15 protein-coding genes are annotated in these 18,411 nt (G+C 63.7%); 10 read left to right on the plus strand and 5 right to left on the minus strand.

Annotated features, from left to right (window positions below; all coding sequences use genetic code 11):
* The first annotated feature begins 101 nt into the window (after positions 1-101).
* Positions 102-926, plus strand: a complete 825-nt coding sequence (locus tag HWU94_RS03865) for a PHP domain-containing protein (protein WP_185174380.1) — start codon at positions 102-104, stop codon at positions 924-926.
* Between the two features lie 146 nt (positions 927-1,072).
* Here the strand turns inward: HWU94_RS03865 and HWU94_RS03870 are convergent, their stop codons facing one another.
* Complete coding sequence (locus tag HWU94_RS03870) at positions 1,073-2,758, minus strand: alpha-amylase family glycosyl hydrolase (RefSeq protein ID WP_185174381.1); 1,686 nt, start codon at positions 2,756-2,758, stop codon at positions 1,073-1,075.
* Between the two features lie 281 nt (positions 2,759-3,039).
* On the opposite strand from HWU94_RS03870, the gene HWU94_RS03875 reads away from it, so the two are divergent.
* Positions 3,040-4,473, plus strand: a complete 1,434-nt coding sequence (locus HWU94_RS03875; RefSeq protein WP_185174382.1) for a GuaB1 family IMP dehydrogenase-related protein — start codon at positions 3,040-3,042, stop codon at positions 4,471-4,473.
* Positions 4,474-4,563: 90 nt separating this feature from the next.
* Here the strand turns inward: HWU94_RS03875 and HWU94_RS03880 are convergent, their stop codons facing one another.
* From HWU94_RS03880 to HWU94_RS03895, 4 genes are all read right to left on the minus strand, one after another.
* Positions 4,564-6,183, minus strand: coding sequence for a DEAD/DEAH box helicase (locus HWU94_RS03880; RefSeq protein WP_185174383.1), 1,620 nt, complete (start codon positions 6,181-6,183; stop codon positions 4,564-4,566).
* 272 nt (positions 6,184-6,455) lie between these two features.
* Entirely contained in the window at positions 6,456-6,683 is a 228-nt protein-coding gene (locus HWU94_RS03885) for a DUF3107 domain-containing protein (protein ID WP_185174384.1), read from the minus strand.
* Positions 6,684-6,821: 138 nt separating this feature from the next.
* Entirely contained in the window at positions 6,822-7,478 is a 657-nt protein-coding gene (locus HWU94_RS03890) for a TetR/AcrR family transcriptional regulator (RefSeq protein ID WP_185174385.1), read from the minus strand.
* Positions 7,479-7,541: 63 nt separating this feature from the next.
* On the minus strand, positions 7,542-8,834 hold the full coding sequence (locus HWU94_RS03895) for a glutamyl-tRNA reductase (RefSeq protein WP_185174386.1): 1,293 nt from the start codon (positions 8,832-8,834) through the stop codon (positions 7,542-7,544).
* An 88-nt stretch (positions 8,835-8,922) separates the two neighbouring features.
* Between HWU94_RS03895 and hemE the strand changes: the two genes are divergently transcribed.
* From hemE to hemL, 8 genes are all read left to right on the plus strand, one after another.
* Complete coding sequence (hemE, locus tag HWU94_RS03900; protein WP_185174387.1) at positions 8,923-10,050, plus strand: uroporphyrinogen decarboxylase; 1,128 nt, start codon at positions 8,923-8,925, stop codon at positions 10,048-10,050.
* Positions 10,051-10,060: 10 nt separating this feature from the next.
* The gene (hemG, locus tag HWU94_RS03905) at positions 10,061-11,524 is read left to right on the plus strand and encodes a protoporphyrinogen oxidase (protein ID WP_185174388.1); all 1,464 of its coding nucleotides are present in this window, start codon (positions 10,061-10,063) and stop codon (positions 11,522-11,524) included.
* A 45-nt stretch (positions 11,525-11,569) separates the two neighbouring features.
* The gene (gene hemQ / locus HWU94_RS03910; RefSeq protein ID WP_185174389.1) at positions 11,570-12,445 is read left to right on the plus strand and encodes a hydrogen peroxide-dependent heme synthase; all 876 of its coding nucleotides are present in this window, start codon (positions 11,570-11,572) and stop codon (positions 12,443-12,445) included.
* Positions 12,445-13,746 (plus strand): ferrochelatase, encoded by a 1,302-nt coding sequence (locus tag HWU94_RS03915; RefSeq protein WP_185174390.1) that lies wholly within the window; start codon positions 12,445-12,447, stop codon positions 13,744-13,746. Before hemQ ends, HWU94_RS03915 begins: the two co-directional genes overlap by 1 nt.
* Before the next feature lie 256 nt (positions 13,747-14,002).
* Positions 14,003-15,010, plus strand: coding sequence for a hydroxymethylbilane synthase (hemC, locus tag HWU94_RS03920; protein ID WP_185174391.1), 1,008 nt, complete (start codon positions 14,003-14,005; stop codon positions 15,008-15,010).
* Positions 15,011-15,015: 5 nt separating this feature from the next.
* Complete coding sequence (locus tag HWU94_RS03925; protein ID WP_185174392.1) at positions 15,016-15,837, plus strand: uroporphyrinogen-III synthase; 822 nt, start codon at positions 15,016-15,018, stop codon at positions 15,835-15,837.
* A 32-nt stretch (positions 15,838-15,869) separates the two neighbouring features.
* A complete protein-coding gene (gene hemB / locus HWU94_RS03930) occupies positions 15,870-16,877 on the plus strand; it encodes a porphobilinogen synthase (protein ID WP_185174393.1) in 1,008 nt (335 codons plus the stop codon).
* 5 nt (positions 16,878-16,882) lie between these two features.
* Positions 16,883-18,208, plus strand: a complete 1,326-nt coding sequence (gene hemL, locus HWU94_RS03935) for a glutamate-1-semialdehyde 2,1-aminomutase (RefSeq protein WP_185174394.1) — start codon at positions 16,883-16,885, stop codon at positions 18,206-18,208.
* Positions 18,209-18,411 lie beyond the last annotated feature (203 nt).

Raw genomic sequence — 18,411 nt, forward strand, 5'->3', positions numbered from 1 at the left:
CGGGTAACGGCGCGTCTAGCTGAAGATAGTAGCGCCGATACTTAAGGGCGGCTAATGGGTGCTACCTGTTACGGACGGGCCGCCGCAGGTAGTCTGGTGCTATGTATGACCTGCACACCCACTCCCGTATTTCTGATGGCACCCAGCCAGTAGCCGAGCTGGTCGCCGACGTAGCCATCGCCGGGCTTACCGGCTTCGCCCTGACCGACCACGACACCACCGCCGGCTGGGCCGAGGCTCAAGAGACAGCCGGACGCCTGGGGCTAGACTTCCTGCCCGGCATGGAAATCTCGTGTTCGGCTCAGGGGGTGAGCATCCACCTGCTCTCCTACCTACACGACCCGGCCAACGAAGCCCTCTTAGCTGAAATTAATCGCGCCCGCGACTCCCGGGTAGGCCGCGCCCAGCGCATGGTTGAAAGACTCGCCGAAGACTACCCAATTACCTGGGAGACCGTTCAAGAACAGGTGCACGAGGGCGCGACCGTAGGCCGCCCCCACATCGCAGATGCCCTGGTGGCCCTCGGCGCAGTAGCCAACCGGTCAGAAGCCTTCGAAACTATCTTGACCACCCGCTCAAAATACTACATACCCCACTACGCCGTGGACCCGGTGAAGGCTGTTGAACTGGTGCGTGCGGCAGGTGGTGTGCCAGTCATGGCCCACCCCAAGGCGTCCGCCCGCGGAAAACTCGCCAGTAACGACACCATCTACGCCATGATTGAGGCAGGGCTCGCCGGCTTTGAGATCTACCACCGCGACAACCCCGAAGAAGGCCGCGCCTGGCTGCTTGAAACCGCAGCCAAACACGAGCTTCTCGTCACCGGGTCATCCGACTACCACGGCGCAGGCAAACCTAACCGTCTGGGCGAAAACACCACGCCCCGCGAGACGGTTGAGAGGATTCGTGAGATGTCTCGGGCATAAGAGGAGGGCAGACGCGCCAGGTTTCGCAGGCTCACGCTCGCTGTCGACCCTCTCGCCGGTTCGCTAGCTGGCTCGCAAGCTCGCCAGATTCGCGCCAACAGCTTCGCTGTGAGCCTGCCTCACCTGCCCTGCCCCTAGTTCTTCGGCTACTTCTTGAGCCAGAAGGTAGCTGACCCGGGTACGGCACCTGCAGCGAAGGCGTCCGCGGCACCGGGGGTAGAGCCCAGCACGAACTCGGCATCAGCCATGTCAGCAGGCAGGGGAGCAGGTTCGGTGCTGAAGTTGGTCAGGTTGACCCAGCCGCCGGGGCGCTCAAAAGCCAGTAGGTCAGCTGAATCCGTGGCGAGCCAGGTCAGCTCCTCAGCGCCCTGGAGCTGACGGCGGGCGGCCAGAGCTGCCCGGTAGAGGTTGAGGGTGGAGTCTTCCTGCTCGTCCTCAACTGCTACAGCGTAGTCGGCGAACCAGGCCGGCTGGGGCAGGTGCGGTGCTGCCGGGCCAAAACCGAAGGAGGGTCCGTCCGCCTCCCAGGGCAGGGGCACACGGCAACCGTCGCGCCCGACGTTGACACCGGGTGAGTTGAAGAAAGTGGGGTCCTGGCGGTCTGCATCGGGAATCTCGGCGACCTCGTGCAGGCCCAGTTCCTCACCCTGGTAGAGGTAGGCCGAACCGGGCAGAGCTAGCTCGAAGAGGGTAGCTGCGCGGGCACGGGCTGAGCCGAGCTCACGGTCCAGTTCCTCGGCTGGGCCACCTGCGAGCAGCCACTCGTGGCCTACCTTCTCGTTGGTCTTACCCTCCACGAAGGGCAGGCCGTAGCGGGTGGGGTGGCGCACTACGTCGTGGTTGGACAGCACCCAGGTGCTCGATGAGCCGGATTCGGCTGAGAGTTCCAGGTTCTCTGCCACAATCTTTTGGAACTCGCCCGCCTCGAAGCGGGCGGTGAGCAGGTCAAAGTTAAAGGCCTGGCCCAGGCCCTGGGCGGACGCGTAGGCGGGGCGGCGGTCGCGCTCTACCCAAGCCTCTGCCACGGCGGTGCGGGGCGGGGTGTATTCGTTGAAGACGGTGCGCCATTCCTTGTAAATCTCGTGTACGTCGTCGCGGTCCCACATGGGGTGGGTGCCGTCCTTAGGCATAGCGTCGAGTTCTGCCTGGCTGGGTAGAACCTCTGGCAGGTCCTTGGCGATACCGTGGGCCACGTCAATGCGGAAGCCATCGACACCGCGATCAGCCCAGAAACGGAAAGTTTCTTTGAAGTCTTCATGGACCTCGGGGTTATGCCAGTTGAGATCCGGCTGTTCGACGGCGAAGTTATGCAGGTACCACTGGCCGTCGCCCACCGGCTCCCAGGCCGGGCCACCGAAGATGGAGGTCCAGTCCGCCGGGGGCAACTCGCCCTTCTCACCCAGGCCGTCACGGAAGATATAGCGGTCACGGGCCGCCGACCCCGGGGCGGACTCCAGGGCCTCCTGGAACCAAACATGCAGGTTGGAGGTATGGTTGGGCACCACATCAACAATGAGCTTCAGGCCTGCTGCATGCAGGGTGCTCACCATCTCATCGAAGTCAGCCAGGGTACCGATCTTGGGGTCAACATCGCGGAAGTTATCGACATCGTAGCCGCCGTCAGCCAGGGCTGAGGGGTAGAAGGGGGAGAGCCAGACGGCATCTACGCCCAGCTTCTTGAGGTAGGGAACCTTGGCAGTAATGCCCTTGAGATCGCCGATTCCGTTGCCGTCGGCGTCCGCAAAGGACCGGGGGTAAATCTGGTAGACCACGGCCTGACGCCACCAGGTGGGGTCGTCTGCTGCCGGGACCAAGAGGTTTGAATCGCTCATCGTTGAACCTTTCACGGAAGAAACTGTAGGGCAGGGCACCTGCCCCTACCCACCAGCCTACGCCCCGGCGTCCGCGCACAGGGATGAGAAGAAGCTAGACGGAAAAATTGCCCAAAGCTGGCGCGACAAGACTAAGAAAACAGGTGTAGAGGGTTGCGCCGAACAAAAAATCGGGGTAGGGTAGACCTAATAACATTTTTAAAATAGGCTAAGACTGTGCAAAAATCAGCTCTTGGCGAAATGTTGTGCCCAGAAGCCGCTCATCTTTTAGAGTGGGAAGCATGCGCTTTCTTAACGATATGACTCCCACCACCGACCTGACCTACAACGACGTGTTCATGGTTCCCTCCCGCTCCGCGGTAGGTTCCCGCATGGGCGTAGACCTCTCCACCACCGACGGAACCGGCACCACCATCCCCCTGGTGATCGCTAATATGACCGCCGTTTCTGGACGTCGTATGGCCGAAACCGTTGCCCGCCGCGGTGGCATCGCCATCATTCCCCAGGACGTTCCCACCGACATCGTCGCCGAAACCATCAAGCGGGTCAAAAACTCCCACCTGATTTTCGACACCCCCATCACCGTCAAGCCCCACCACACCGCAGGCTACGTGCGCCATCTGCTGCCCAAGCGTGCCCACGGGGCCGCTATCGTCGTGGACGGTGAAACCCCCATCGGCGTCATTACCCCCAAGGACCTGCGCGGGGCAGACAACTTTGACCAGATACAAGACCTGATGAGTACCGAACTGCTCACCCTGCCCGACACCGTCACCCCGCGTGAAGCCTTCGATATTCTGCACGAGAAGTCCCGCAAGGTTGCCCCCGTCGTGGACGCCGACGGCAAGCTGGTCGGCGTGCTGACCCGCGCGGCCGCCCTGCGCGCCAGCCTCTACGAACCGGCCACCGACGCCAACGGCAAGCTCCGCATCGGCGTTGCAATCGGCATCAACGGCGACGTAGCAGGTCGTGCCGCCGCCCTGATCGAGGCGGGTGCAGACGTGCTCGTGGTCGACACCGCCCACGGCCACCAAGAAACCATGATTGAGGCCCTCAAGAAGGTCAAAGCCCTCACCCCCTCCATCCCCGTAGCCGCCGGCAACGTGGTCACCGCCGCGGGTGTCCGCGACCTGGCAGAAGCAGGAGCCGACATCATCAAGGTCGGCGTTGGCCCCGGCGCCATGTGCACCACCCGCATGCAGACCGGCGTGGGCCGACCCCAGTTCTCCGCCGTGCTGGAATGCGCGGCTGAAGCCAAGAAGCTAGGTGTACACGTCTGGGCGGACGGCGGTATCAAGGACCCCCGCGACGTCGCCCTGGCTCTGGCCGCCGGTGCCTCCAACGTCATGGTCGGTTCCTGGTTTGCGGGCACCTACGAGTCACCCGGCGACGTATTACAGGACGCCGACGGTCGCCTCTACAAGGAATCCTTCGGCATGGCTTCCCGCCGCGCGGTCATCAATCGCAACTCCAAGACCGAAGCCTTTGAAAAGGCCCGCCGTGAAATGTTCGAAGAGGGCATCTCATCAGCCCGAATCTACCTGCCCGAGGGCCGTGGCGGTGTAGAAGACCAGATCGACTCGATTATCTCGGGCGTCCGCTCATCCTTCACTTACGCCGGTGCTGCCTCCATCGAGGAGTTCGCCGAGCGAGCTGTTGTGGGTATTCAGTCGGCCGCTGGCTACGCAGAGGGCCAGGCCCGCGCCACCCGCTAGGGTAGGTACCATCTAAATCCAAAAGGACCATTTAAATCAGAAATGACCAGCAACTAGTTGGTCATTTCTGATTTAAATGGTACCTAGGGGTTAGCTGTCGCTGCCCTCTACCCGGCGGGTGCGGCGGCGACGGCGGCGCTGGCCCTCACCCTGCTGGCCACCTTCAGCCGCTTCAGCAGGCTTCTGCTGGCGCTGGCGGCGGGCCGGACGCTCCTGCCCGGCTTCACCCTCAACCCGGCGGGTACGGCGACGGCGCGGCTTGGACTCAGCCTCCCCGCCCTGACCGCCACGCTGATCATCGCGCTTCTCAGCCCGGCCCTCGCCGCCAGAGCGTGAGCCCTCGCGGCGCGGAGAACGGGAGCCCGAACGTCCGCGACGATCCCCGCGGCCACCGCGCCCCTGGCGCTTCTCACGAGCCGGGGTACCACCAAAGTCCTCAGCTTCTTCAGCCTGCAGACCTGCTGCGGTGCGCTCCTCCTTAGGCAGACGGCCCTTGGTTCCCTTGGCAATACCCAGGTCAGTGAAGAGGTGGGGGGACGAAGAGTAGGTTTCAACCGGCTCATCTACGCCCAGTTCCAGGGCCTTGTCGATGAGCTTCCAGCGGGGTACATCCTCCCAGTCCACCAGGGTGACGGCGGTGCCTTCCTTCTCCGCGCGGCCGGTGCGGCCCACACGGTGCAGATAGGTCTTCTCGTCCTCGGGGCACTGGTAGTTGATGACGTGGGTGACGTCCTCAACGTCAATACCGCGGGCTGCCACATCGGTTGCGACCAGAATGTCAATCTTGCCGTTGCGGAAGGCCCGCAGGGCCTGCTCACGCGCCCCCTGGTTGAGGTCGCCGTGAATAGCGCCGGCCGCAAAACCTCGGGCGGTCAGCTCATCAGAAAGCTTGGCAGCGGAGCGTTTGGTCTTAGTGAAAATGACGGTGCGGCCCCGACCCTCGGCGCGCAGAATACGGCCGACCAGCTCGTCCTTATCGAGGGGGTGGGCCCGGTAAATAACCTGGCGAATCGAGGCCTTAGTCATGGTCTCTTCTTCGCCGGATTCCGCGCGGATGTGCATGGGGCGGCTCATGTAGCGGCGGGCCATGGTCAGGACCGGCCCGGGCATGGTCGCCGAGAAGAGCATGGTCTGGCGTACCTCGGGCACAGAAGAGAGAATACGCTCCACATCGGGCAGGAAGCCCAGGTCAAGCATCTCGTCGGCCTCATCGAGTACCACAATTTTGATCTGGGTCAGATTGAGGTACTTCTGGCGGTGCAGGTCAATCAGACGGCCAGGGGTGCCCACGATCAGCTCAACGCCCTTTTCCAGTTCTTTGACCTGGGTGTCGTAGGGGCGGCCGCCGTAGAGGGTCGCTACTCGCACGCCGGTCTTTGAGGCAGCAACAGAGAGGTCATCGCCCACCTGGATAGCCAGCTCGCGGGTGGGGACGATAATCAGGGCCTGGGGCGCGCCCGGGGCGGGAAGCTGGTTGAAAGCGTCCGAACCCGGGACAGCAACGCTCTGCAGGGCGGGCAGACCAAAGCCCAGGGTCTTACCGGTACCGGTCTTAGCCTGACCGATGATGTCCTGGCCAGACAGGGCCACCGGCAGGGTCAGGACCTGAATGGGGAAGGGGGAGACGATGCCCTTCTCGGCGAGGGCGTCGGCAATGTCTTGGCGCACGCCGTAGTCGGCGAAAGTTTTAGTGGTATCAGGGTTAGTCACGAATCGTGTTCCTTATAGAGTGAGGCCCCGGCCCGGGGCAAACGAGGAAGCCGATCGTGGGTTTTCATGCAACAAAGAAGCTCTATCAACCGCCAGACGGACGCTTGCAGAGCGTTGGGGCGGGAGAGCTAAAGGCAGGCGAGTCTATACGGATGGTACGACCGGGCAACCAAATAACTTCTTTATTCTACCGCCAAGTGCCGTAAATGTAAGAGAGGCCCCGGGAGTTTTGCGTCAAATTCCCGGGGCCCTCTGGCTGAGGAAGCCCGGTGTTACTGGCCGATACCGAAGCCGATACGGTGCTTGGTTTCAGCGCCCAGCTCGACATAGCCGATGTTAGCGGCCGGAACCAGGGTGGTGGAGCCCTTAGAATCGGTCAGTTCCAGGATGCCACCCTGTTCAAGAGCTGCAGTGACCTTGGCGCGGACGTCTGAGGCGGTTTCGTCGGTGTCGATGACGACCTGGCTGGGAACGTTGATAACGCCAATCTTGATTTCCATGAGGTTTCCTTTCGATGGTTCCCTACCTGACTGCAGGGGGTCTCTGCCCACCAGTTTACGTGAGTAGGGGCAGGAAAGATGCGGGGTTTCGGTCTGAGCTGACAGGGGAGAAAAAGGCTGCAACGGCGGGGGAGAGAGTTACTGCCAATCTTCATCGATGATCGAGATACCGCCCCAGGCCAGCCGGAAGACCGCACGCTCAGCCATTGCAAGCTGCTGGGGTGAGGCGTCAGCGCCGATGACCATGTGGGCCGCTGACTGCACCATACCGGTGAGCATGCGGGCTGTCATCAGCGCCTCTTCAAAGGGCATGCCGGCGTTGGGCGCTAGCACCTCTGCGATGTGCTTGGCGATGGTGATGTGCATGGTTTCGGTGCGTTCTTGCACCGCGTAGTCGTTCTGAATATCGGATTCGAAAATGACGCGGTAGCCTGCCACATTGTTGCGGGCAAAATTGAAGAAAGCACCGATGACGCCCTGTACTCGTTCACGGTTGACTTTGGTGGCGTGGAGGGGCTGCACCAGCTGGGTCATGAGGTTGTTGATTTGCTCATCGAGCACGGCCAGGTAGAGATCGCGTTTGCCGGTGAAGTGCTGGTAGAGCACGGGTTTGGTCACGTTTGAGGCGGCAGCGATGTGATCCATGGTGGTGGTGTGGTAGCCCTGGGAGGCAAAAACTCGCACGGCGTTGCCGATGAGCTGCTGGCGGCGTAGGTCTTTAGGGAGGCGGGAAGCTCCGGACGGGTCGATGGGGTCGCCGGGGTTGGAGTCAGCTGAAAATATGGAGGTGGACATCGTTGCTGCCGAACCTTTGGGGTGGTGAGCGGACGGGATCATGGCTGGTGGGGTGCCTGCCTGCTAGGAGGCGTCGGTTTGGGGCTCAGCCTCTTCGGGGGTTTCTTGCACTTCGATTCCATAGAGGACTTCGAGGGCCGCTACATAGTCGTCTACCCGGCCTTCGCGTGCCATGTCGCGGGCGCGGACGGTCGGGGTGTGCAGGAGGGACTTGACCATGCGGCGCATTGCAAGTTCAAGCTGTTCAGTTGCTGCGGTGCACCCGTATTGGTTGTGCACCTTAGCGAGCTCGGCATCGAGCACACTCATGGTGTGTTGTCTGAGAGCAACAATAGCAGCGTCGACGCTGCGCGCTTTCTCCTTAATGGAGAATTCTGCGGCGGCTTCGTCCACAATTGTGCGGGCAGTGTGTACGGACTCTACGGTCTCTTCGGGGGCAGCCAGGCGCACAGATTCGAGGGTAATGAGTTCTACCTCGGGTAGGTCTGCTACCTCGGGGGCGAAGTCGCGGGAGAGCGCTAAATCAAGGATGACGCGCTTGCCAGCGGGGATTTCGATGGGGAGCATGGGGGAGGCGCCACCCGAGCAACCGATGATGATATCGGCCGCTGCCATCTGCTCGTGCAGTTCCCCGTGGGGTACTGCCTGTACCCCGCGTTTGTCGGCAAAAGTGGCTGCACGATCTGAGCGGGAGTATATCCAGATATCGGTCGTCCCCCGAGAGTGCAGGGCAGCTACGGTAGCCCCGGCGTAGGCGCCGGTACCAAAGACCAGAACCCGGCGATTCTCCCAGGTTTTGTCGGCGATGTCATCGGCCATATCCAGGGCAACCGACACGATGGAGCGGCCCCGGGAGCCCAGCATGGTTTGCTGACCGACCCGGCGGGCGGTTTGGGCACCGTGTTCAAAGAGGCGCACCAGGTTGCCGGTGGCCCGTCCTTGCTCCTGGGAGAGAGATAGAGCGCGACGCACCTGGCCGGTGATTTCACGCTCACCCACAACGGCCGACTCTAGGCCTGAGGCCACAGTGAAGAGGTGGTGGGCCGCATCGGCATTCACCAGCACATCAAAGCTGTTTTCTACCAGGTCGTAGGAAAGCCCTGACTGCTGGGAGATCAGGTCAAAAATGTGCTCTGAGGCGGTAGCAACATCGTTGGCGATGTTCTGGTCGGTGGCCCCCGGCTTACTGGGAATCTCTGCGTAGAGCTCTAAGCGGTTGCAGGTAGACAAAATTACCTCACCACGAATGCCGGTGCGTTCAAGATCCCGGTGGATTTTCTCAACGCCTTCGCTGAGGTAAGCCACGGTGGTGAGGTCGACGGAGCGATGCGATGCTACAAGGCTGAAAATAGTCACGACGACTCTATTATAGACACCTCCCTGTAGGGGGTCTGGTGACAGGTTGTCTCTAAAATTGTGCTTTAAACTTGGCAGAATAGTGTATATGAGTCAGACCGTGTCATCAGCGCTGCGTCAGCGCCCCCTGCTCACCGACGAGCAGCTTGCCCACCTGCCCGCTACCCACCCCCTGAAGACCGCCGGTACTGGCGAGTCAGCCATGATTCGTACCCTGACCGGGCGCGAAGCCGAGCACGCCCCGGTCTGGTTTATGCGCCAGGCAGGACGCTCCCTGCCCGAGTACCGCGAAATTCGCGAGGGAATCCCTATGCTGGACTCCTGCCTTAACCCTGAGCTGGCCGCAGAAATTACGGTTCAGCCGGTGCGCCGCCACAAGGTCGATGCCGGTATCTTCTTCTCGGATATTGTCATCCCCATGAAGCTAGCTGGTGTGGGGGTCGATATCGTTCCCGGGCGCGGCCCCGTGCTCGATGCCCCCGTCCGCACCCTCGACGATATTAAGAACCTGCCCGAACTCGAAGACTCCGCCCTCGACCCCATTCGAGAAGCTGTCGCTCTAACCGTTGAAAAGCTGGGCTCCACCCCGCTCATCGGCTTTGCCGGTGCCCCCTTCACCGTGGCCGCCTACATGGTAGAAGGCGGGCCCTCCCGTGACCACCTGCGTCCGCGCACCATGATGCACGCCGACCCCGAAGCCTGGGAAGCCCTGGGTGCCTGGGCCGCCCGTACCTCAGCCCAGTTCCTGGCTGCCCAGATTGAGGCGGGTGCCTCAGCCGTGCAGCTCTTCGACTCCTGGGCAGGCTCCCTGGGCGAGGCTGACTACCGTCGCTTCGTCATGCCCCACTCCGCAGCCACCCTCGCTGCCGTTGAACGCTACGGGGTGCCCCGCATCCACTTTGGGACCGGCACTGCCGAACTGCTGCCGGCCATGCTTGAAGCCGGCGCCGACGTCATCGGCGTTGACTACCGCCTGCCCCTCTCCGAAGCCCAGCGCCGTTTGGGCGGCGGTATTGTGCTTCAGGGCAACATTGACCCGGCCCTGCTCGCCTCGGGCTGGGAGGCCCTTGCCGCCCACACCGATGCGGTTCTTGAAGAAGGACGCTGCGCCCCGGCTCACGTGGTCAACCTGGGGCACGGGGTGCCTCCGACCACCGACCCCACCGTCCTGACCCGCCTGGTCGACTACATCCACACCTCAACCCGCGAAGGCTAGGAAAAACCCCATGGCACAGCACCAGCACCTGCACAACACCGCCCTGGTGATTGGCGGCGGCATCTCGGGCCTGCTCGCAGCCCGCGAACTAGCCCGCGCCGGTAAGAAAGTCACCCTGGTTGAACGAGAAAGCCACCTGGGAGGTGCCGTAGGCGCCCACCAGCTAGCTGGCCTGGTGCTGGATTCCGGTGCTGAGTCCTTTGCAACCCGTACCGACGCGGTCCGCAACCTGCTGACTGACCTGGGGCTGGCTGACCGCATCGTGATGCCCGAGCCTCTAGGCTCCTGGCTCTACCTGCCCACCGGGCCCTACCCCTCACCGTCCACCGGTGTTCTGGGCATTCCCGGTAGCCTCGATGACCCGGCCCTCAAGAAAATTCTGGGCCGGGCAGGCTACCGCCGCGCCAAGCTCGATGCCATGCTGCCGCGCTCAGCCGGGTCTAACGCCAAAACCCTGGGGGAGCTGGTGCGGGTGCGTTTGGGCCAGCAGGTACTCGACCAGCTGGTAGCCCCGGTGGTATCCGGTGTGCACTCGGTACACCCCGACCAGCTAGAAATCGCCACCATCGCCCCCGGTCTGCTGACCGGCCTCCGCGAGCTGGGCTCCCTTACCGCAGCCAGTGCCCGCCTGCGGGCCGCCTCACCGGCAGGCTCCCAGGTCGCCGGTATCGAAGGCGGTATGAACCAGCTCTCCGAAGCTCTAGTGGACGACCTGCTCCGTCAGCGCGTGCGTATCGTCAGCGGCTTCGATACCATCGCCGTGGACCGCGACCCCGTCACCGGCGGGTGGACGGCCATCCAACGCCAGCCCGAATACGGCGAAAAATCAGCCATTATCCGCGGCGAACTGCTAGTGGTAGCCACCGACGCCCAGACCTCCATCCGTCTGCTCGGGCCCCACCTACCGGCATCCGCCCTGCCCGCCGTTGCCCCCGGCCCCGAAGTCGCCCTGGTCTCCCTGGTACTTGACCAGCCAGCCCTCGATACCGCCCCGCGCGGTACCGGCCTGCTGGTGAGCGAAGCTGCCACCGGCGTCCGCGCCAAGGCCCTCACCCACGCCACCGCTAAGTGGGGTTGGGTCGCAGAACGGGCAGGGGAAGGGCGCCACGTGGTACGCCTGTCCTACGGGCGCGGCAAGGACCACGACACCTCACCGCTGTCAGAACTGGCCCTGCACGATGACCAGCTGGTCACCCTGGGCCTCCACGACGCCGGCCACCTGCTGGGCGTGCCCATCACCAAGAGCCACCTGGTCGCAGCGGACATCGTGCGCTGGCGCAGCGCTCTGCCCTCCACCACGCCGGGGCACCGGGACCGCGTCACCGCCTTCCGCTCGGCCCTCGCCGACCTGCCGGGTGCCACCGCCGTCGGCGCCTGGATTGCCGGAACCGGCCTGGCAGCCGTCACCGCAGACACCCAGGAGCACCTGGGGCGCTTCATCCAGAAAAACACCGACACATCAGCTACTGACTAGGTAGCGGCCACTCGCCCTCAACGTCCCACATCGAAAGGTAACCCCATGTCACACCACGGTAACCCTGCAGAACACTCCCACGGCGCCAGCTCATACGGCAGCGCAGGCCACGGCTCAGCTGGTCACGGCGCTTACAGTCACGGCGGCAGCGGCCACGGCGGTAGCGGTCACGGCGGCCGTCCGCCCATGCCCACCGCCAAGGACGCGGCAGGTAAAATTCAGGGCCAGCGCCCCGGCGAAGTAGCCGAAGGCGACAGCCAGTTCCACTACGCCCTCTACACCGTTTTTGCTCGCGAAGGTGTAGCTGACCCCGCTGCTACCGGCGCTGAGGCAACTGCCGAACTCGAAGCCCTGGTTGCTGAGCTCGAAGCCAAGGGCGTGATTACCCGCGGCTTCTACGACGTCTCAGCCATGCGCAACGACGCTGATGTGATGGTCTGGGTTCACGGCGCTGTGCCCGAAGACCTGCAGGCAGCAATCCGCAGCTTCCGCCGCACCACAGCTTTCTCGGGCACCAAGATTGCCTGGTCAACCATGGGCGTACACCGCGACGCCGAATTCTCAGCCGGTCACACCCCCACCTTCGCCAGGGGCACCGCCCCCGAACGCTGGGTCTGCGTCTACCCCTTCGTGCGCTCCTACGACTGGTACACCATCAACCCCGAAAAGCGCCGCGAGGTCATGAAAAACCACGGCATGAAGGGCATCGACTTCCCCGAGGTGTTGCCCAACACCATCGCTACCTTTGGCCTGAACGACTACGAATGGCTCATCGCCCTCGAAGCCCCCGAACTGGTACTCCTCGTTGACCTCATGCGCTCCTTCCGCAACACCGAAGCCCGCCACTTCGTGCGCGAAGAAGTTCCCTTCTACACCGGCCGCCGCATTGAGGCCGCCGAGGTTGCCCAGGTGATCGCATAATGACCGTCCAGCTCCCTAACGACATCATCCCCAACCAGACCGACCCGGCCAACACCGCCTCCAACGGCCCGGCCGTGCTCGATGAGAGCACCATCGGCACCTACACCAGCGAGCGCACCCTCACCCGACCCCGCGCGTCCGCCCCGCAGGACTATGACCTGGTGATTCTCTCCTCCTTCGGCGGCCCCGAGGGGCAGGACGACGTCATCCCCTTCTTGCGCAACGTCACTGCCGGCCGCGGCATCCCCGACGAACGCCTGGAAGAAGTCGCCACCCACTACCGGGCCAACGGCGGTGTCTCACCCATCAACGAGCAGAACCGCGCCCTGCTGGTAGCCCTGCGCGAGGCTATGGCCGAAAAGGGTCCGGACATCGAGATCACCTGGGCTAACCGCAACTGGGAGCCCTACGTCAACGACGTGGTCCAGAAGGCCTACGATGAGGGCAAGCGCAAGATTCTTGTGCTGGCCACTAGCGCCTACCCCGGCTACTCCTCCTGCCGCCAGTACCGCGAAGACTACGGAATCGCCCTCGAAAAGCTGGGCCTAGACGGCAAACTGCAGATCGACAAGGTCCGCCAGTTCTGGGATACCCCCGGCTTCATCCAGCCCTTTATCGACGGCCTGGTTGAGGGGCTCGCGGACGTCCGCGCCCAGCTTGCTGCCGCCCAGCAGGCTGCCGCGGGTAACGGAAAAATCCGCATCATGTTCTGCACCCACTCCGTACCCACCAGCGCCGCTAACGAGGCTGGCCCCCGCGGCGTCGACTACGAAGGCGGCTCCGCCTACGTCGAGAAGCACCTGGAAGCTGCACGCGCCGTCCTCGCCGGTGTACAGGCCGTTGACCCCGCTCTCCTCGATGAAGTCGACTGGGAACTGGTCTACCAGTCCCGCTCCGGCCCGCCCTCCATGCCCTGGCTCGAACCCGACGTCAACGACGCCCTCGAAGCCCTCGACGGTAAGGTCGACGGCATCGTGCTCGTACCCCTCGGCTTCGTCTCAGACCACATGGAAGTCAAATGGGATCTCGACACCGAAGCCCTCGACACCTGCAAGCGCCTCGGCTTCGCAGCAACCCGCACACCAACCCCCGGCACCCACCCCGCCTACGTTGAGGGCCTGCGCCAGCTGATCGCCGAACGAGTCGCCTCCACCGCCCCCGCCCAGGACGCCGACGGCGTACAGGCAGCCCGCGTCTCCGTCTGCGGCGGGAACGGCTGGTTCGACGCCTGCAACCCCGACTGCTGCAAGTCCCAGCGCCCCGGCTCAGAGAAGCCGGTGATTGCTGATTACCAGGGGTAGATAGACGAGAAAGGGCAAGTTGGCGCGGTGCGTAAGCGTGCGCCGCGCCGACAGCCGCTCTCGCTCCTCGCCTGAGGGCTCGTCGCGATTCACCGCCAGCCCCGATCCACGTCGGCTTTCGGCGCACGCTATCTCACCTCCGGCACATCTAGCTGGGCACAAGGGGGGACAGGAATATATTTTCCCGAAGCCCCTGAACCCAAGCTCCTAACCTCGGGACTTAAACTCTGACAAAGATTGCACGAAAGGACGCTCATTGGCAGCTCGAACATTTACCGTAGGTACGCGCGGGTCGGCTCTTGCGACCACCCAGACTGGCTGGGCTGTTCAGCGTATGCGGGAGGCGACCGGCATTGAGCTAGAGACCGTCACCGTCAAAACTGAGGGGGACGTGCTCACCGGCCCCCTGTCTCAACTGGGTGGTACCGGTGTTTTTGCTGCGACCCTGCGCGCCCGTCTGCTTGATGGGGGAGTGGATGTGGCCGTCCATTCCCTGAAAGACCTGCCCAGTGCGCCTTGCCCGGGGCTGACCGTTGCCGCTACCCCGGAGCGGGAGGACCCCCGCGATGCCCTGTGCGCCCGGGACGGTCTGACCCTCGATACCCTGCCTGCTGGTGCCCGGGTGGGCACGGGGTCGCCGCGTCGGGCCGCCCAGCTGCTGGCTATCCGTCCTGACCTCACCATTGTTGATATCCGCGGTAATGTGGGTACCCGCCTGGCCCGTGTGGCTGGCAATGAGCACTACGGGGTGGGTGCCCACGGCCTGCACGGTGAGAAGAAGCTTGGCGCTATCACCGGTGACTGTGATGCGGTCGTGCTGGCTGCCGCCGGTCTGCACCGTCTGGGACTTGCTGAGACCATCACCGAGTACTTGGGGGCAGACAGGGTTGTGCCCGCTCCCGGCCAGGGGGCCCTCGCTATCGAAATTCGTACCGAGGATGCCGGTGAGCAAACAGAGCTGGGGCAGGCTGTAGCCGCGGTCAACCACACCGAGACCCAGCTGGCTGTGACCGCTGAGCGCGCCCTGCTCCGCCGCCTTGAAGCGGGCTGCGCCGCCCCCATTGGGGCTTACGCCCTGGTGGACGCTGGCCAGCTCGTCCTTAACATCGCTGTGGCTAATACCGACGGCACCGAGCTGCTGCGGCGTACCGTGCAGACAGAGACCCTGTCGGTAGAAGCCGCCGCCTTCCTTGGCACCCAGGCTGCCGATGACCTGCTGGGCATGGGCGCTGCCGCCCTCGCTGGTCTTGAAGGCGGTGTTTAGGAACCGTGACTACCTACCTCATTACCCGCACCCCGGCTAAGGCCGCCGCGCTGACCAGTGCTCTTCTGAAGCAGGAGACCGAAGCGAAGCTGCTCTATGCCCCCATTCTTGACCCCGTGGGCACCGAACCAGAAGACTGGGAAGAGGTCGCTTTCGCCCTGATTCGCGGGGAATTCTCCTGGGTCACTTTCACCTCGGTCAACGGGGTACTGGGCCTAGACGCCCTGGCACAGGGGCTGGGCCAAAGCCTGGTCGAGCTGTTAGGTGCTGCCCAGGTTGCAGCCGTCGGTCGGGCTACCGAGGCGGCCCTGGTTGAGCGGGGCCTGCTGGTCGACTTCGTGCCCGAAACCCAGTCAGCAGCCGGAATGGTCGACGAATGGCTCATCGATGAAGAATGGGACAACCCCATGGACGAAACCATCTTGGCCGTCCAGGGGGCTACAGCTTCACCGACTCTCGAAGAAGGGCTCACCGACTACGGCTACACCGTAGCCACCCTACCGGTCTACGACATGCTACCCTACCCAGCAGAGAACCCTCTTACCGGGCAGAACCCTGCTGAGCCCGATGCTCCATCAGGTTCCGCGCTCACCCTGGGCGAGGCCGTCACCGCGCTCGCTACCACCGACGTCCTGATTGCAACCTCGCCCCTGCTAGTGCAAACCCTAGCGGACGCCGCCGGCAGCACCCTACCCCCCACCGTTGCCATCGGGGCCAGCACCGAAGCCGCCGCCCGAAACCTACCCGAGCAGCAGCGTCCTGCCACCATCACCGTGGCGGCAAGCCCCGCCGCCGCAGACCTGGCAGCAGCCGCCCTCGCCCTCTAAGCTAAAAAGACACCTACCCGTCAAGGAAGACCATGTTTGAACCCTCAGCCCTCCCGGTGCGCCCCCGCCGCCTGCGCACCACCGGCCCCATGCGGGCCCTGACCGCCGAAACCGCCCTGACCCCGGCTAACCTGGTGCAGGTGCTCTTCGTGCGCGACGGAATTGAGGAGCCCGTTGCCATCGAATCCATGCCCGGCCAGTACCAGCACACCCTGGAAACCGTCATCGGCGAAGTCCAGAAAGCAGTAGATGCCGGCGTGCGCTGCATCGACCTCTTCGGCGTGCCCCGCGATGAAGATAAGGACGCAGCAGGTTCAGCTGCCTGGGCCGAAGACGGCATTCTCAACCGGGCTATCCGCGCTGTGCGCCAGCACTTCGGCGACTCGGTGGTCGTCATGGCAGATACCTGCCTCGACGAATTCACCGACCACGGCCACTGCGGCCCCCTGGTCGAAGACACCTTCGGTAACACCGTCGTTGATAATGACGCCGCCGTGGAGTCCTACTGCAAGATGGCGGTTTCCCAGGCGCGCGCCGGTGCCCACACCGTCAGCCCCTCCGGCATGATGGACGGCCAAATCGCCGCCATGCGCACCGCCCTCGACGAAGCCGGCTTCACCGACGTTTCTATCTTGGCCTACTCCGCCAAATACGCCTCGGCCTTCTTCGGCCCCTTCCGCGATGCGGTGGGCTCCACCTTCACCGGCGACCGCAAAACCTACCAGCAGGACCCCGCCAACCGCCGGGAATCCCTCTACGAAGTCCAGCTCGATATCGAGCAGGGTGCCGATATGGTCATGGTCAAGCCCGCCACCGCCTACCTGGACATCGTGCGCGAAGTCGCCGACTTCTCGCCCGTCCCCGTTGCTGCCTATCATGTCTCCGGCGAATACGCCATGATTGAAGCTGCTGCCGCCGCCGGCTGGATCGACCGCAAGGCCGTAGCCCTCGAAGCCCTCATGGGCATCCGCCGTGCAGGCGCCTCCATCATCCTGACCTACTACGCCACCGAAGCCGCCACCTGGCTCAACGAAAGGTAAACCCTTTGACCGTCTCAGAAGACCTCTTTGCCCGCTCCGCCCGCGTCATTCCCGGCGGCGTTAATTCCCCCGTGCGCGCCTTCAACTCCGTTGGCGGCACCCCCGCCTTCATGGTGGAAGCCTCCGGCCCCTACCTGACCGACGCGGACGGCCACAACTACGTCGACCTGGTCTGCTCCTGGGGCCCGGCCCTGCTCGGCCACAAGCACACCGGCGTCATCGAAGCCGTGCACGCAGCGGTTGAACACGGCCTCTCCTTCGGCGCCTCAACCGCCGCCGAAACCGAACTGGCTGAACTCGTGGTTGACCGCATCAACGCCGTAGCCCCCGGAACCATCGACCAGATCCGCATGGTCTCCACCGGCACCGAAGCAACCATGACAGCCATCCGCCTGGCCCGCGGCTACACCGGCCGCGACAAGATCATTAAGTTTGCCGGTTGCTACCACGGCCACGTCGATGCCCTGCTCTCAGAAGCCGGCTCCGGCGTCGCCACCCTGGCCCTGCCCGGCTCGGCAGGCGTCACCGCCGCTACCGCTGCCGAAACTATCGTCCTTCCCTACAATGACGAGGACGCCGTCCGCGCAGCTTTTGCCGCCAACCCCGGCGAAATTGCCGCCATCATCACCGAAGCAGCCCCCTGTAACATGGGCGTTGTGACCCCTGCTGAGGGCTTCAACGCCTTCCTGCGCGAGATTACCCGCGAACAGGGTGCCCTCATGATTTTCGACGAGGTGCTGACCGGCTTCCGCGTCTCATCCGCAGGCTACTGGGGCTACTCCGCCCCCGCAGAAGGTAACTGGGCCCCCGATATCTTCACCTTCGGCAAGGTTATCGGCGGCGGTATGCCCATGGCAGCCCTGGGCGGCAAGCGCGAGATCATGGAATACCTGGCTCCGCTGGGCCCCGTCTACCAGGCAGGCACCCTCTCCGGTAACCCCATCGCCATGGCCGCCGGTCTGGCCACCCTCAAGGCCGCTGACGCCACCGTCTACGAAACCATTGACACCCGCTCAGCCCAGCTGCAGGCCGCCCTGGTCGAAGCCTTCAACACCGCCGGGGTCAACCACTCCATCCAGACCGCAGGCAACCTCTTCTCCGTCGCCTTTGGTACTGCTGACAAGGGCGTGCACAACTACGAAGACATCAAGGCGTCAGAAACCTACCGCTACAATGCCTTCTTCCACTCCATGCTGAACTCCGGCATCTACTTACCGCCCAGTGCCTTCGAAGCCTGGTTCCTCTCAGCAGCCCACGATGACGCTGCCATGGACCGCATCATCGAGGCTCTACCTGACGCCGCCCGAGCAGCGGCAGAGGCGACAGCCTAGAGAGAACCGAATTAAAGCAGTGCGGAACGTTAGATGGTGAGGTGAAGCAGGCTCGCGCTGGATGGAGCCCAGCAGATTCCGAGCGCGCGAGGAAATAAATCTGCGGGCGAAATAGGCGTAAGCCTGACCCTCACGTCCCGCCTTGCGGCGGATTGCGTTCGCTCTGGTGTGCTCGCGAGCTCGCACCCGCTCACTCCATCGAG

The sequence above is a fragment of the Rothia nasimurium genome (assembly GCF_014217215.1).
Lineage (GTDB): Bacteria > Actinomycetota > Actinomycetes > Actinomycetales > Micrococcaceae > Rothia > Rothia avistercoris.